The organism is Chitinophaga sp. Ak27, assembly GCF_012726295.1.
GTDB lineage: Bacteria > Bacteroidota > Bacteroidia > Chitinophagales > Chitinophagaceae > Chitinophaga.
Genome location: NZ_JABAOB010000001.1, coordinates 758155 through 774138 on the forward strand (window position 1 = coordinate 758155; position 15984 = coordinate 774138).

General features: G+C 43.9%; 13 protein-coding genes and 1 pseudogene. 12 read left to right on the plus strand and 2 right to left on the minus strand.

Annotated elements, in window-relative coordinates; translation table 11 throughout:
• Positions 1-150: 150 nt before the first annotated feature.
• Entirely contained in the window at positions 151-1602 is a 1452-nt protein-coding gene (locus HGH90_RS02985) for an alpha-L-fucosidase (RefSeq protein WP_169190361.1), read from the minus strand.
• Between the two features lie 230 nt (positions 1603-1832).
• Here HGH90_RS02985 and HGH90_RS02990 point away from each other — a divergent pair, with 230 nt between their 5' ends.
• From HGH90_RS02990 to HGH90_RS03045, 12 genes are all read left to right on the plus strand, one after another.
• Positions 1833-2858 carry a sensor histidine kinase gene (locus HGH90_RS02990; protein ID WP_168763519.1) on the plus strand — a complete coding sequence of 342 codons (1026 nt, stop codon included), beginning with the start codon at positions 1833-1835 and terminating at the stop codon, positions 2856-2858.
• On the plus strand, positions 2855-3556 hold the full coding sequence (locus HGH90_RS02995; RefSeq protein WP_168763520.1) for a LytR/AlgR family response regulator transcription factor: 702 nt from the start codon (positions 2855-2857) through the stop codon (positions 3554-3556). The genes HGH90_RS02990 and HGH90_RS02995 overlap by 4 nt, the downstream gene beginning before the upstream one ends.
• A 648-nt stretch (positions 3557-4204) precedes the next feature.
• On the plus strand, positions 4205-4387 hold the full coding sequence (locus HGH90_RS03000) for a hypothetical protein (protein WP_168763521.1): 183 nt from the start codon (positions 4205-4207) through the stop codon (positions 4385-4387).
• 66 nt (positions 4388-4453) lie between these two features.
• A complete protein-coding gene (locus tag HGH90_RS03005) occupies positions 4454-4645 on the plus strand; it encodes a hypothetical protein (RefSeq protein WP_168763522.1) in 192 nt (63 codons plus the stop codon).
• Between the two features lie 38 nt (positions 4646-4683).
• Positions 4684-4869 carry a hypothetical protein gene (locus HGH90_RS03010; protein WP_168763523.1) on the plus strand — a complete coding sequence of 62 codons (186 nt, stop codon included), beginning with the start codon at positions 4684-4686 and terminating at the stop codon, positions 4867-4869.
• Positions 4870-5272: 403 nt separating this feature from the next.
• A complete protein-coding gene (locus tag HGH90_RS03015; RefSeq protein WP_169190362.1) occupies positions 5273-6145 on the plus strand; it encodes a hypothetical protein in 873 nt (290 codons plus the stop codon).
• Positions 6135-6560, plus strand: coding sequence for a MauE/DoxX family redox-associated membrane protein (locus HGH90_RS03020; RefSeq protein ID WP_168763525.1), 426 nt, complete (start codon positions 6135-6137; stop codon positions 6558-6560). Before HGH90_RS03015 ends, HGH90_RS03020 begins: the two co-directional genes overlap by 11 nt.
• Before the next feature lie 67 nt (positions 6561-6627).
• Positions 6628-7809, plus strand: coding sequence for a 6-bladed beta-propeller (locus HGH90_RS03025; RefSeq protein ID WP_169190363.1), 1182 nt, complete (start codon positions 6628-6630; stop codon positions 7807-7809).
• Positions 7810-7945: 136 nt separating this feature from the next.
• Positions 7946-10747, plus strand: coding sequence for an outer membrane beta-barrel protein (locus HGH90_RS03030; protein ID WP_168763527.1), 2802 nt, complete (start codon positions 7946-7948; stop codon positions 10745-10747).
• Between the two features lie 38 nt (positions 10748-10785).
• Complete coding sequence (locus HGH90_RS03035; RefSeq protein ID WP_169190364.1) at positions 10786-12447, plus strand: RagB/SusD family nutrient uptake outer membrane protein; 1662 nt, start codon at positions 10786-10788, stop codon at positions 12445-12447.
• A gap of 5 nt (positions 12448-12452) precedes the next feature.
• Positions 12453-13940: a hypothetical protein gene (locus tag HGH90_RS03040; protein ID WP_169190365.1), complete on the plus strand. Its 1488-nt coding sequence runs from the start codon at positions 12453-12455 to the stop codon at positions 13938-13940.
• Between the two features lie 39 nt (positions 13941-13979).
• Positions 13980-15806, plus strand: a complete 1827-nt coding sequence (locus HGH90_RS03045; RefSeq protein WP_168763530.1) for an O-antigen ligase family protein — start codon at positions 13980-13982, stop codon at positions 15804-15806.
• On the opposite strand, the pseudogene HGH90_RS32240 reads toward HGH90_RS03045, so the two are convergent.
• A pseudogene (locus HGH90_RS32240) lies at positions 15807-15947 on the minus strand (helix-turn-helix domain-containing protein); the annotation flags it as partial. It abuts the gene before it with no gap.
• Positions 15948-15984: the final 37 nt, after the last annotated feature.

A 15984-nucleotide genomic window follows, 5' to 3' on the forward strand; every position in this document is an offset into this window, starting at 1 on the left:
GTTTTCTATTCCTTTAAAAATATACTTTTTAAAATAATTTTTTAAGAAAACTACAACAGCGGTGGGAGAATCTTTCGGTTAACATCTTCCAATAAAAAAATCCCCCTGCACTGTAGCATAGGGGGACCTTATAAGGTTGGGATATACGGTTTATCCTTTTACTTTAATCACCAGCAGCCCTTCCGGTACATCGCCAGGATGCAGCGCTGATAAATCCACTACACAATCTTTTCCTTTCTGCATCCATTTCACTGCCTTGCCGGCGCCCAGCACGCTCACCGCGGCTCCTTTAGCAGGTACAAAGTTGCGGATGGTCACTTGTTGCTGGTAGGCTGGTACAAAACAGTACAATGCTCCCGGCTTAGTGGTAAAGAATAGCTCGATGTTGGCATGATCGGCCGATTTCTTCACCAGGTCATTTACACTGTAATGCGCCATATACGCTGCCTCCTTTGTTTCCGGGCGTTTGCCATTGCTCCACTGCCGGCTTTCTTTCCATGGTTTGGTGTCGTAAATGCCTTCTCCGTTTACTTCCAACCATTTACCGATGTCAAGCAACTTCTGCTGCATGATCACCGGGATACGTCCATCAGCCGTGGGGCCTATATCAAGCAACAGGTTGCCGCCTCTCGATACAATATCTACCAGCATCAGCACCAGGTCGCTGCTTTTCTTGTAATCATCGGCAGTTTCCATACGGTTATAACCATACGACTGCCCTATTCCCTGACTTTCTTCCCAGATCACGCCGGGCTGCATACCGCTGCCATATTCAGAAGTCAGGTAAGTAGCACCGTTATTTTTGCCCCGGGTATTGTTGCCCCAGCGGTCATCTATCGCTACTTCGTCTTTTACAGGCGACTCATTAAACAGCCACGCCAGCAGCGAAGGGCTATGCCAGGCGGTATCCGACATCTCCCATTCTCCGTCAGAAAAAATAACAGAAGGTTTATAGCGGGTCACCAGGTCTTTGAACTGAGGAGTCATTACTTCTTTTACATAACGCTGACGGTCCTTCAACCACAGCGGGTTAAACCATTCATACAGCGAATAATAGTACCCCATCTTCAGCCCTTCCTTCCGTACTGCCTCCGTGAGGTCGCCCAGCAAATCGCGTTTAGGCGTGCCCGTCACCGCATTCCAGGAATGGCCCCAGGATTCATTGGCTTGTTTGTTATCCCACAAACAATAACCTTCGTGGTGTTTGGAAGTTAATACCACATATTTAGCACCTGAGCGGCGAAACACCTCTGCCCACTGCTGCGGGTTAAAGAGCGATGCAGTAAACTGACTTTCAAATTGCTCATAAGGAGTGCCTTTCCCATAATTCTTATCGTGAAATGCCTGCACCTGGGCATGAGATCCTTCCTGCGTGCCTCTCAGGTTGTACCAATACCATTCAGAATAGCCGCCCGGGCCTACTACGGCATAAGATGGCACCGCATATACACCCCAGTGAATAAAGATCCCGAACTTGGCATTGTTAAACCATGCCGGAATACCCCGCTTATTCAGCGACTCCCAGTTGGCTTCATACTTTTGGGCAAAAACAAGTGAAGTACTTAGCAATAGTAACAACAACCCGATACAACGTTTTTTCATAACTCGTTTTTCATTTAAATCTATACGAACTCAAAAATAGCAACTTCCATTAGCCATAGTAATGGTATTTTCTCTGAGTATGATAATTACTTCCCATCGCGGCATCTTGCGGTCTCACCGCAACATTTTCGGGTACTATCTACACCTTTTCCTATATCTTCCTATTAGCATTAATTTCACCCGGCTACCGGATAAAAGCGAAAAATCTGTAGCTTTAAGGAGCGCAACAAATGAGCATTCGTATTCCATTCAAAAAAATAACTATTGCATTACATATCCTGATCTGGAGTGTACTGCTGCTGCTACCCTACCTGGTATCCAACGCTGCCAGTGAATATAGTATTGGCGCTATTCCCGGGCTGTTCTTTTCCCTGACAGTAATCATTCACATGGCTATATTTTATATCCATGCGCTACTGATTTACCCAGCCCTTTGTAACCGGCAATACTGGTGGTTATACGTTCCGGCTGTACTCGTGCTGATCGGTGGCTCCTTCCCGCTGAAATATGCGATAATGGCCAACTGGTTTCCTGAAATGCTACAGCATTATTCGGTATACAAATTTGTATTTGCCCCTTCCGTAGGCATCTATTTCGTTAGTGTGGTGTACTGTAAAGTGGTAGACAGGATACGGGCAGAAAATATCCTTAAGGAGAAACAGGCAGAGCAACTCAGCACAGAGCTCAAATTTCTCCGGTCGCAGGTAAGTCCGCATTTCCTGTTCAATGTACTGACAAACCTGGTATCGCTGGCCCGGAAAAAATCTGATCAGCTGGAACCTGCCCTCATCATGCTTTCCGACCTCATGCGCTATATGCTGTACGATACCACCGGGAAAAAAGTATTGCTCAGTAAAGAGGTAGCCTATCTTAACAGCTACATCTCCCTGCAAAAGCTGCGCTTTGGCAATGATGTCAGGATCAATACGCATATTGCTGCCGATGCGTCCATCGCTCATTACACCATAGAGCCCATGTTGCTGATTCCTTTCGTGGAAAATGCTTTTAAACACGGTACCAGCTATACGGCCCAGCCGGAAATCAACATTCGTTTAACCGTTCACGATGCCATTCTTACTTTTGAAGTAGAAAACAAATTTGACGACGACCCACAGTCCAGCAAAGATAGTAACTCAGGTATCGGCCTTGCCAATGTACAATCCAGGCTGCAGCTGCTCTACCCGGGCAAGCACCAGCTGTCGATAGTACGGCAGGCGCCCTTATTCCATGTAACACTTATCCTCCAATTATCATGATACGCTGCATTGCCATAGATGATGAACCCCTGGTGAGGGAACTACTGGAAGATAATATCCGGCAGGTACCTTTCCTGCAGTTAGTCGCTACCTGCAAAAATGCAATGGAAGCACTCGCCATTTTGCAGCGGGAAAAAATTGACTTGTTATTTCTCGATATACAAATGCCGGGAATCAATGGTTTACAGTTATTACAGTCGCTACCACAGCCCCCCCTGGTAATCCTTGTAACCGCCTACGAGTCGTATGCCCTGGAAGGCTTCAACCTGCAGGTGGTCGACTACCTGCTGAAGCCTTTTAGCTTTGAACGCTTTCTGAAAGCCTGTAACCGGGCCAGTGAACTGTTCCGGCTAAAACAACCGCCAGTGGCCAGCTCCCATGAAGTACCAGCCTTCTTTGTGAATGTAGAATATACGCAGGTAAAAATTGTACCCGCCCAGGTGATCTATATCGAAGCATTGAAAGACTATATCAAGATACATCTCCTCCACCATCCCAAACCAATACTCACCCGCATGACACTGAAAGCTATGGAGGAAAAACTGCCTGCCCCCGCTTTCATACGTACTCATAAATCCTGGCTGGTAGCAGTCGACAAAATCACTACGATCAAACGCGACCTGGTTTGTATCGGTGATATCGAAATTCCTGTCAGCGAATTTTACAAAGACAATGTCAACAAACTGCTGAACCAGTAAGCTTTTCCCATTTCATCTTTAAAGAAAAATGACAGTAAGCGATCAAGATGGTATCCGCATCTGTAATATCTATAACTACATTATGCAAAGCCACGACAAGGCCATTACCAGGGAGATGCTGCAGGCCCGGTACATATGATACCTCACACGTTCTGCCGCTTCCTCAAGAAACATACCTTGTATACCTTTGTATCTAAGCTGTCACCGGTGCTTCTCCCAGTCAATATTTAAACAGGTATTTTTATAATGTGGAATAAATGCTTTTAGTTTTTATTCTCATTATTTTAAAATTATCTAGTAACCTACTCTGCAAATATTGTTGCTATTAGAATCAATAAAGCATTAGTAAATCCAGTTAAGCGTTACTAACTTAGTTTTAGTGCAGAATTTAGAAAACCCTTAAATACAAGCAACTTGATAATCATTATGTAACTGTCAGCTAACTAAACCTCAGTTCACAGATAGTTTTGCAGGTGTGAGCCGTATGTTTGTGAGCCTGTAATGCCCCCTATGCAATAAGGATGGCTATCTTATACGCCAGCCTTGAGCAAATCAATACTCCCAATTAAATAAACTATCGCGGTACGTTTGAAATAAAATCTCACACAATTATACTCTTACCAACAATTTAAACTAAAAACAATGTTAATGAAAAAGTTAAAGTGGTCGATTATCCCGGTTCTGGCGGTGCTGCTGCTATCCTCCTTCACGGGAGATGATGAAAGCAACCCTTATGGCACTTGTGACAAATCTAATCAGAACCCCTGCAAAATTACCAAGTACGACGGAACGGTTATAACCAACTCCACTGGTGCCTGGATTGCTCCCTGACAATTTCCTGGTGACAGGGCAAAGCATTATTCTTAACCCTTATTATCATTAAAAATTTAATCTACAATGAAAAAAATTGCATTGTTATTTAGCGCTGTTTTTGTTTCGGCGCTGCTCTTCTCGTTTACAGATGGCGACGAAGGTGGTGGTAAAGTTGGATACTACTGCGACCAAAGCACATCTACCGCCTGCACCTTTGAAAATACCACAGGAGGTTACACTGTTTATTCAACAGGATTATTGAAAAGATTTCTGTAACATAATTTCAATACATTTCATCCTTAAAATAAAAAACAATGAAAAAACTTATCCTATCCTGCGCGGCTGTAGCATTGGCACTGAGTCTTTCCTCCTTTGCCGATGGTGATGAACATGGCACCCGAACAACCTGTGATGCTCTCAACAGCCAAAGCTGCATCGTAATATTTCAGGATGGCACAAAGGTAAATGCAACCGGATATGCTACAATCATCACTCAATAACCAGGCTACTTCATACGAGAGAGTAGTCAACATCAGATAGTTATTACAAATACCATTCAAACCCAGGAGCCTGTTTGGGAGTTCAAAAACATACTGAAAATCCTGGCAGGCTCCTTATATATTCCATTACTGCCCAGGCAAATCCTGGCAGATTCATATTAATTCTATGCGGAAGATTAAAAAAATATATACTTCTTTAGCGACCTGCGGATGCGCGGTGATACTGCTCCTCTCTGCATGCAGTAATTACGACAATAATGCCTCGTATCGTGGAACTGTACACGTAAAATTCAAAAGCGAAAAGTATAATTACAGCTGGGATTTCACAAGAGATTATACCGACACACTGATTGTTTCAAAAAGAAAAATCTTTTCGGAGGGAAACACATCCTCCGTTAAATACTTGAACAATGATACCCTTTCCGTCCAGGACTATAGGAATGGAAAAATCTGTTTCCTGGACTCCAGCCTCAATACCATTCTTACATTCAGCGGCGGCACCCATGCGAAAGAAATCATGAATTATGACTATACGGTCGGCAATCTGCGGGTATATGATTTCACCACCAGAACACCGAAGGTGTTTAAACTGGAAAATGCCAGCACACAATCTTTCAGCCTGTTGAGATCATATAATATCCCAGATAATTCGGGCGTATATAGAGTTGGCTTTCTGCAAGGAAACAATATCATTTATGCTTATCCCAACCGGCAGTTTAGTGACCTATCCTTTATCGTTAGAACTGACAAGGACAGCACTAATGACATACTCGGCCTCACGCAACTGCTAGGCAGCAATAAAAAGATAAACGCTCCGGAGATGTCGTTCGACGGAGATTTCGTTACTCATCCCACTTCAAAATATATGGTGTATGCCTGCAAATTCGGCGGCTACTACTTTGTATTTGATACAAATACCGGCCAATATAAATACTTCGCACAAACAATTGATAAAACTCCAGCACCTGTTGCTTCCTACATTAAAATAACGCCGGATGTCAAACACCTGGAGAATCAGCCCAATATCATGTTCTTCCCTGGGGCTGCAGTATACAACAATATGCTTTTTATACTCAATAATATATCTGAGCATAAAGATAACAGTATTGATATGTACAACCTCGATTCCAAGGGTGCCTATGCAGGATCAGTATCACTGCCGAATGCAGATGGGCACAGGCCAATCAGCATAGCTGTTACGGGAAATGAAATAGCTGCACTATATGAATCTAATATCCTGGTCACCTACATCAGAAAAAGCTACAATGAAAAATAAGTACAGCAATGGAGGAAATATGATCCTCGCAACGGCGCTGGCTTACCTGGCCATCACCCATTTCAGGCACCTGAACGCCTTTATGTTCAAACTTGGCATGAGTCATCTGTTTACCCCCACAATTGTGGGCATCTTGGCATATGCCCTCCCGCTGCTGAATGTTCTGTCATTAATACTGGTTGTGATGATTGGAAACCGCATGACATATTTACTGGCCGCGCTGATATTTCTGCTCTATACGACCTACAATATTTACCTGCTGATATCCACCGGTAGTGAATGCGGATGTGCAAATGTATTATTCAACATCGATCTACGGATTCAGGCGGTTACATTCCTGGTATTATCTGCTATTTCAGCTTTCATGGGTTTAACATACGCAAAAAACAGGAAAACAGTATCGCAGCATATTTAGCATACGATTAATTGAGATTATGAAAATATTTCTTACAGCAACAATGCTGCTCCTTTTAATTTGCCGGATGTCCTTTTCACAGGAGATTCAGAAGATCCGTATCGACCCATCCTCGGCATACGGCGGTACAGCATCTGAATACTTTTCCAAGATCGAATACATACCATTGGAGTCAACGAAGGAGAGCCTTTTCGGAGACGTAACGCAGTTAATTATCACTGACAGTAGTATCATCATCTACGACTGGGATACAAGATCGACCCTCTTCTTTACCCCCGGAGGAAAATACATCACGAGGATCAGAGGAAAGGAAAATATGTATTCTAATATCAATTACGAACAAGCCAGTCACCGGGTTACCGTATCTACCTATAATCCATATACCTACAATGTTGAGTTAAAGTACTATTCATCGACGGGACAGCCTCTAAAGATCAAACCCCTTACGCTTAAATCAATGGAAGAAAGGAACATGCTACCTTTAGGAGACGGATACTACGTAACCACCAGAAACTGTTTGATACGCCCGGGAAAAACACCGGTGGACAGTACCGTGGGACTGGTGGAAATATACAAAAACAATCAACTGCACAAGTCCATGCTTCCCTGCAATCAGCAGAAAGACATGTCGTTTTGTACACTGATGGGTTGGCTGCGACTTGGGAAAGTAGTACAGAACAACTCTGTATACGTTTCTACTCCATTACGGCATGAGGTATACAAAGTGAGCCGGGATACCGCCGTCAAAATGTTTCAATTTGTTTTTCCGGGCAATAGAAGTTTTTCGGGACAGATACTCGACTCCCATGACAAAACCCTCCTGAATAACATCCGCGACCAAATCTCCAACGACATAACAAAGGTGATGGACGTTAGTAATATTTTCTTCAACAAGAATCTCTTGTTTTTCAAAATCAATACCAGGGTATACATCTCTAAAGCAGGAACAGACAATACCAGTATTTACAATTTCATATATGATACAACATCCGGACGCCTGTCGGCACTGGAAAGAATCACCGCCGATGCTTCCAATTTCTTCTTGCCACTGTTCGATTACCGTGTCAGTGTTTTTGGGCTGGAATACTACAATGAGAACTTTTACAGCAGTATTTCCTCGTTGAAAATGTTTACAGAAAGAGATAAGACAGCCGACCGGCATCCTGTTTATCCGAAAAACCTGGAAGAATATTTCAAAACGCAGGACAGGAAAAGCAACCCGGTTATTGTAAAAATGAAATTGAAGTAATAACAATAATATGATCAGTGCCGTATGCTCATTCAAAAAGGTATAAATACTGGCAGAACAACTTTGAAGCAGGGACATGACAAATAATTCGTTCGCGGTACTCCATGCCAAAGCCAGTAGCATAATATTGTGTATCATGCTACTGGCGTCCGGTTTGTATGCACAAGACAGCACCGGAATAGTGAAAGGAAAGGTAAAAGACTCCAGCTACAATTTTGTACTCAGTAATGCAACTATAGCGGTTTACAGACTGAAAGACAGTTCCTTACTGCAGTTTTGTATCCCTAACAATTTTGGTGAATTCTCTTTACCCAAACTCCCTCTTCGTGATACCCTCAGCATACAGATTACGCATGTGGGATATACCACGTACGAGAAAACATTTGTTATCCGACCTGATAAAAATCCGCTCAATCTGGATTGGATATATCTCCATCAGTCGTCAAAAAACATCGGGGAAGTAGTGATTACCGCGGTTGCACCCGTGAGCATGAATGGGGATACCCTGGAGTTTAATCCCCGTGCCTTTAAGACGGAAGCGAACGCTACTGCTGAGGACCTGATGCGGCGCCTGCCGGGGTTCACCATCTGGGGCGATGGGGACATTACATTTAATGGGAAGAAGATTACCGCCTTATATGTGGACGGCAAGCCTTTCATGGCAGGTAACGACATAACAGTAGCCAGTCAGAATTTACCGAAAGAAACACTTGACAAAGTGCAGGTGTACCAGCAGCGGGATGAGAAAAATCCCCTGGATTCCACATTAATGGCTAACCTGAAACTAAAGGATGATAAAAAAACTGGTTACTTCGGCAAACTAAGTGCAAGTTACGGAACAACCCAACGATACGCCGCAGATGGTATGATTAGCGGGTTCAATAAGAAGATGCAGATTAGTGCAGTTGGCGCTGCAAATAACGTCAACAAAATAGCCAGCAGTACGGATGGATTGATCCATAATAATTCCTACAAAGGTGAAGGCAACAATATAGACTACCAGCCTAATTTCACCATGGCAGGACTGAACAGACCAGTAACTGCAGGACTAAAATTCCAATACGATTTCTTACCCGACGTGCAATATCAACGGAGCGAGCGACTGAATACAGATTATTTCATAGATCATAACAATACGCTGATAGAAGGAAACACCATTACGAAAACGCTACTCAAGCCGGACAGTATACTGATCAGGCAATCAGATAACTCTCGCACAAACATTTACACCAATCAGAAATTTGCTGCAAAATATCAAAAAGATACCAGGAACTACGCGCTCACCATCGAGGCGCAGGGCACCATCGCATCCAGCCATTCGATAAATAAAAGCGACGACGAACAGAAAAGAGAAGATGCCGGTATACTAAGCAATAGCACCTCCTCGGAGGAAAACCGCCTGCTTTCAAAAAATTCAACTTTTTCAACGGAATTTACAAGGAGAAACGATGGCGGTGGTATTGCTCTTACCAAGCCGAAAAGGGTGCCTACCGGCTTTACTATCCGCTATACTTTCGGCATTGCGGACAATGAAGGCAGTGGCAGTAACCGTTCGTTGTTTATTGCAACACCATTGTCCGGACAGGCAGTGCAGAAAGCTTATGACCGAATCTATGGAAAACGGAACAGTGAACTTAAAAATCATACTGTATATGTGCAATATCCTTACCTAAAGCAATTGATTTTCGGTAAAGGAAGATTGGGAGATATTGATCTGAAAATTGGCGGGACCGGCGATTTCAGGGATAATCGCTATACTAACGAGGCATCTGACCTGGATACGTTGAACAAAGCCTACGTACAGAACAGTTATCTTACCGGCTGGCGGCGAGAAAACATCAGCAACCTTCAGCCTGAGCTCGTAGTATCCAGACTGTTTTTCAAGGGGCTTACCAACAGGTACAATAAATATGTAACTATCAACCTCATTGCCAGAAGTCAGTACTATTCATTGCGCGATAACGCCACACAGGTCATTCAGAACCTGCAATACCACTATAACTACTTTATACCTCAGGCATCCGTTACCTATAATAACCACCAATATGGAAACTACCAGGCCACCTATGATTTCAGATTTGAAACCAATGTAGTTTATCCGCTGGTGAATCAGATGGCACCACTTATTGACAGTACCAATTTATGGCTCCTGCCACAGGCCAATCCTGGTATTCGGCCAGAGTACAATAAACGGTATGCCATCAGCTATACCTTTGAAAGCAGGAGGCACAAAAACCCATACAGTTTTTCGATAAGTGCCGATTATACGCAAACTGATAATAAAATGGCAGACAGCAGTTTCTATGACAATACCGGCAGAACCCTTATTTACACTGTAAATGTAAAGGGGGGGCACTACTGGCATACCACTGCTGGCTATAAGAAGGCATATAGTCCTAATACCTACAATACATTTGAGTTTACTACATGGTACAATATTAACAGGTATGATAATCCGATGTATATTAATAAAGCAGCGGATATATCAACAAGCATCGCACACAGCATAGATGTACAGTTGGGATATGCCTACAGGGATATCATTGCCTTTAAGCTGCAACAGGGCCTATCCTACTACAACAGTATTCAGCGCAGCAGCAATGATGCTGCTTTCTGCAGTAACAACCTGTTTACCCGTATCAGCGGCACATTGCGACTCCCACAGTCTCTCAGCTGGAGCAGTAATATCACCTATAACCGAAGTACTGCCAACAGACTGCCCGCTGTGAACTACACTATATGGAATGCAAGCCTTGCTTATCGGTTTCTGCCGGCGAAACAGGGAGAAGTTAAGTTATCCGCCCTGGACCTGCTCCGTCAAAACAAAGGCGTGATCAACACAGGCGACAAGAACATGCAGACCTTTGGGTATAATAATGTGCTACAGCAATATTTTATGCTCAGCTTTTCATACTACCCCAGGAAATTCGGAAAATAACTCCCCTTGGAGTTTTTCGGAGACTAACAATTGATACAATGATTACAAGATACATAATTGTTTTACTGGCCGGTTTTTACGCTACTAATCTGACTGCGTGCCGCACGACTGGCAACAGACCTTCCAGCGTGTTCAACAGGGATTCTATCGCATTAATGACAAGTGATAGCGCTTTGGTGGAAACACGTATAGAAGATAGTTATGAGAAGATATTAGTCCCTCTGTACTACGATGCATGCACAACGGACGAGCGTACGGATAATTTTTATAATCCGGTACCTATTAATCGAAACGATAAATGGTACATAAATGAATACTATCAATTGGACAAGATAGGGATGTGCCGGAGGATGCAAAACATCATAGCAGAGAATGTCTCTACTGGCAACATTAATCGGAATCGCTGGGAGGCCGAGTGTCTATTCCTGGAGAATATGGTTTATTATTATTGGGTACAGCGATTTGGAACCTTAAACCTGGATACCCAGGTGGCAGACAGCATTTTTATCCCCAATCCCAGGCAGGACGCGCTCGCTACCACTTACCGTTTTATCATCCACAATTTTCAACGCTGTGCTACTGAATTGCCTGATTCTTGCAGCAAACAGCGGGCGTCAAAATTTGCGGCGTTGGCCATGCTAACACGGGTAGCTTTGCAGGCTGCTGCATATGTGCCAACCGAAAGGCAAGCATATTTAAATCTGGTAATGAAATCGGCCAAAGCAGTTCTTCAAAACAAGGCGTATAGGATAGACCCTGACTATAAAGAACTCTTTAATAATTCCGCGAAGGCACTTTTCAGCAACGAGGTGATTCTTGGCATATATAAATCCAGGACCAGCACCACATTTCAGCAAACGCTCATGCAGGATTTAGTGATAAACCAGTCCAACGAAAAAATGAAACCCGGTTATGGCCCTCCCTTGCAGGAAAGTTTCGACGGCTGGTCCAAGCGGTACCCCACCCAAGACCTGACAGATGCCTACCTGGTAATTGACAACGACGGCTTGGCAAAACAATGGCGTGAAAGCGCTGCCTACCGCGGATATGAACCAGGAAAAAGTTATATTTCCAGCACTATTTACGCACATCGGGATAAACGATTTTATGCCAGTATCGTATACGATTCCTCCGCTTATTTTAGCAGTACAGCATTTATAAGAGATAGCGGAAACTTCAGTATTAACGCCAGGATGGATGGCAACCTGTTATCACCTACAGGATACTATGTACGGAAATTTCTGTACGAAACGAAGAAAGTCTGGTACATAGATGGAACGGACCATTATTTTCCTGTTTTACGTTTGGGAGAAATTTGGCTAAACTATGCGGAGGCATTGCTACTGAGCAACGACAAAGATGCGATCGCTGCAATCAATAGTACTCGCACCCATCATGGCGGGCTACCTCCGCTTAACGGCAACACCTCCCTTCCACTCCTGTGGAATGCATATAAAACGGAAAGGCGTGTGGAACTGTTTTTTGAAAATGACCGTTACTGGTCGCTCCTGCGTTGGGCCAGGCTTAACAACCAGGCTACTGTACAAGAATTGCGCAACCCAGTTGAAGCCATACATATTTCAGCCGATGGCAAAAGCTTTGAAATCACCGGTATACTGCCCCCCGTAAACAGGAATGATTTCGCCTTTACCAGTCAATTGCTGCTTCCATTACCTCCCAATCCCGTTAATCGAAAATAGTACGTATGCAGACAAATTACAGTATTCCGGCTTTTATACTTGTGCTACTGATAGTATCCTGCAATTTCAGGACACAGCATACGGACATAAATCAGCTGATTCAAAAATATTCGGAACATCCTGAAGATTCTGCGAGACTAGAAGCTGCCGTATTCCTCAGGGAGCAGCTGGAACAACAGACTTCCGAGAGAAATATAATTTACAGTGTAGCCAACAATCAAACTGTTCAGGTTAACCTGGACAGCGTGAATCTCCCGGCCTTCCTAACTGAAAATGGCCTGGCTGTTCGCACGGAAATAATACAGGACGAAGATATTCTTTCTGCGGATCTATTGATGGCTCAGATAGATAGCTACGACTTCTACCTGAAAAAATGGAAATGGAATCGTAAAGCTGACAAATACACATTGCACAACTATTTACTGGCGTACAAGATTCACAAGGAGGAGCCACAGCGGTGGCGTGAATATTTCTTTCGGGAAGAAGGCCGGTTATTAAAAGAAGTATTAGCCGCCAATAAATTTGAGGGGCAGCGCAATACCGATAACCCGGCTGCCATTACCGCAAAGGTACTGGACATGGCCAGCAAATGGTACAACTTTGAAGATCAGTCTTTTAACAGATACGGGAGCATGTCTTTCGCTATGATGAAATGCGTCAGAAAGGGGAATTGTTACTTTGGCGCGTACACAGGTATCTATATGCTGCGAAGTTTCGGCATCCCGGCCGCATTGGACTATGTTCCATACTGGGGATCCAGAAATGGAGGTCATGCGGAAATAGCGGCTTTAGACTCCACCGGTGTGATAAGCCCCATCCCTGGTCATGCATTAGGACTCGCAGCAAAAGTGTTCCGGATAAGTTTTATTCCCACCACCATCTGGAAAGACTCCATCAGGCCATTCATGGGTACAGATTCGTTCCTGTTAGGCAGCATAGCACATGATCACTGGCTGGATGTTACATCCATTCATACACAGACGGCTGATATCGACTATTTGCTTCCACAAAAAACGACCAAACGGATTGCTTATATCTGCGCTTTCAACTATGGCGAATGGACACCCGTGTATTGGGGCAGGATACAACGAGGCACACTGGTTCATGTAAAACAAATGGGAAAAAACATTCTCTATCGCATGGCACTACCCGATGGTAATAGTTTCCAGCTTGTAGGACAGCCATTCCTGCTGGATTCTGCAGGCCAACAAACCCAACTCGTAGCCAACGATCAGCAACTTTGCGAGATGAAGCTTTCCAAACTCAACACCGGCTCCGGATCCTGGGTTAAAAAGGGCAATACTTATACCCTATACGGAATTGACAAAGCTGGCAACTGGCAAAAGCTATCAGACATATTGTGCACGCGTGATTCCATATTACCGACAGTAAAAGCCCCTACAGGTGGTGTATACCGCCTGACTGAAAAAGTCGGTAACAAACGGTTGGAGCGCCCCTTTGAATATAGAAATAGTCTCCAGGTTTGGCGGTAATCTATCAGGAAGCCGGAGAAAAAAACTTAATCACCTTCCATGAATATATCCCAACGCATAAGCGCACTCCTTATTGCAGTACCCTGGCTGGCCTGCATCCTGTACTTCATTCTACGTTACCCATTTTCATTTAACTATGAGATATATATTAATAACCATTATACTTTGGCATGGACCTTACTGTATTTTCCATTTTCACTGATATTCTTCTTTATTATATCAATAAAACCCGGATACATCGGCAATTCGGTAAAAACGCTGCCCAACGGTCCTGGTTATTTCGTCGTATTTACCATGGCTATTGTTTGGGTATTGCTCCTGTTCAGTAATTATTATAGCTTTGGTAATGAACATTTTTTTGTTTGTATCAGCATGTTTGCCCTATTATGCTCGTTACTTCTCTTCAATAATATCGACAGCATTATCCCGATAATTGTCTCCCTGGCGGTTGCCTTCATGTTCCAGCTCTATGCCGGATATTCCCAGTTATTGGCTGTAGCAGGAAGCGAAAATGAGAGTTTGATGATCAGGGGCAACCTACATAATTCCGGCATTTACGCCTGCTACCTGGTGATAAGCTTTCCTTTTTTTTGCTATATTCTGCCATTGAAAAAGCGGGCGCCTCTTATCATTTGCAGCATCATTGCTTTAGCCGTCATATCCCTTGTATTCGTCACGAAAAGCCGGTCTGCTATTGTTGCAGCATTTGTAATGCTATTAGCCTTTGCCGGAAGTACCTGGTCGAAAAACCTCCGGAGATATGCAGCCGCTATGCCGATGATCGTAAAATTGACTTTATCCGCGTCGATGACACTGACATTAAGCGGTGCCGGCTACTACCTGTTCCAGGCGAAGAGAATGTCGGCCCTCGGCAGAATGCTTAAAATCCGAATTACCTGGGAGCACATCACTGACCACTTCTGGCTGGGTACGGGTCTTGGTCGTTTCAGCTGGTACTATCCCCAATGGCAATCGGACTATTTTAGGAGCCACCCTGACATATCTCAGGCGGAAATATTTTCAGCGGGTGAAAGCTATATTCTCTTTAATGAATACCTGCAACTGCTCAAAGAAGTGGGCATTGGCGGCTTTCTAATTTTTATGGTCGCGCTGATATACATTTACAGCACACGCAACACCAATTACAGCAGCTTGCTAAAAGTTACCAAACTAACAGTAACAGGTATACTAGCATGCAGCTTCACCACCTACGCGCTGCATACTAATATTTTCCTGCTGATACTGGCTTTATGCTTTGCCATATCAGTACTGGTACGGGTCAGCTCCATAGACTCACCGCCAAACCAAAATGCCCTGCTAACAGGTTTAATGTTATGCCTGTTAGTACTGGCGGGCATGGGGATATATAAGGGACTACAGCTATACAAGGCTATTCAACGATGGGAAATGCTCACAGAAGGACGATATAATTCCGACGTTCCCCCGCAACAAGTATATGAAAATCTCTACCCAATACTGCAGCAGAATGGAAAGTTCCTAACGGACTACGGGTTGTTTTTACAGGAAAATCACAATACAGCAATGCTCGCGTTGCCTATACTCCAGCGCAGCAGGAACTATTTTGTCAGCAAATTAACTATAGAACAGCTGGGAAAGGCCTACGCCGTGCGCGGTGACTACCACCATGCTATTGCCTGTTACGAATGGCTTGGCTACTACCTGCCCAACAGGTTTGGCGTAAAAAACGATTTATTACGCTTGTATAAAAAAACTGCCGATTCGGCAAACATCCAGCGGGTGGCAACCATGATAATGTCTATGCCTATAAAGATCAATAGTCCCGAGGTTGAATTCATCAAAAAAGAAGCAGCAGCAACATTGGCGGGAAATGATTCCATCAGGTGATTACACGCTGCATGTCCAATCACTGGGTGGTTTCCCAAAGTGCTTCTTAAATTCTTTACTGCAATACTTCGGATCACTGTGCCCGACTTTATAAGCCACCTCACTGATATTATAAGCATTATTTTCCAGCAAAACTACCGCCTGATTCGGTCGACAAAATCACTACGATCAAACGCGA

Bases quoted from the DNA above. Each gene is read 5' to 3' on its own strand.
- HGH90_RS03010 (WP_168763523.1), top strand. From the start codon at position 4,684: ATGAAAAAACTTATCCTATCCTGCGCGGCTGTAGCATTGGCACTGAGT.
- HGH90_RS03045 (WP_168763530.1), top strand. From the start codon at position 13,980: ATGAATATATCCCAACGCATAAGCGCACTCCTTATTGCAGTACCCTGG.
- HGH90_RS03020 (WP_168763525.1), top strand. From the start codon at position 6,135: ATGAAAAATAAGTACAGCAATGGAGGAAATATGATCCTCGCAACGGCG.
- HGH90_RS02995 (WP_168763520.1), top strand. From the start codon at position 2,855: ATGATACGCTGCATTGCCATAGATGATGAACCCCTGGTGAGGGAACTA.
- HGH90_RS03030 (WP_168763527.1), top strand. From the start codon at position 7,946: ATGCTACTGGCGTCCGGTTTGTATGCACAAGACAGCACCGGAATAGTG.
- HGH90_RS03040 (WP_169190365.1), top strand. From the start codon at position 12,453: ATGCAGACAAATTACAGTATTCCGGCTTTTATACTTGTGCTACTGATA.
- HGH90_RS03035 (WP_169190364.1), top strand. From the start codon at position 10,786: ATGATTACAAGATACATAATTGTTTTACTGGCCGGTTTTTACGCTACT.
- HGH90_RS03000 (WP_168763521.1), top strand. From the start codon at position 4,205: ATGAAAAAGTTAAAGTGGTCGATTATCCCGGTTCTGGCGGTGCTGCTG.
- HGH90_RS03025 (WP_169190363.1), top strand. From the start codon at position 6,628: ATGTCCTTTTCACAGGAGATTCAGAAGATCCGTATCGACCCATCCTCG.
- HGH90_RS03005 (WP_168763522.1), top strand. From the start codon at position 4,454: ATGAAAAAAATTGCATTGTTATTTAGCGCTGTTTTTGTTTCGGCGCTG.
- HGH90_RS02985 (WP_169190361.1), bottom strand. From the start codon at position 1,602: ATGAAAAAACGTTGTATCGGGTTGTTGTTACTATTGCTAAGTACTTCA.
- HGH90_RS02990 (WP_168763519.1), top strand. From the start codon at position 1,833: ATGAGCATTCGTATTCCATTCAAAAAAATAACTATTGCATTACATATC.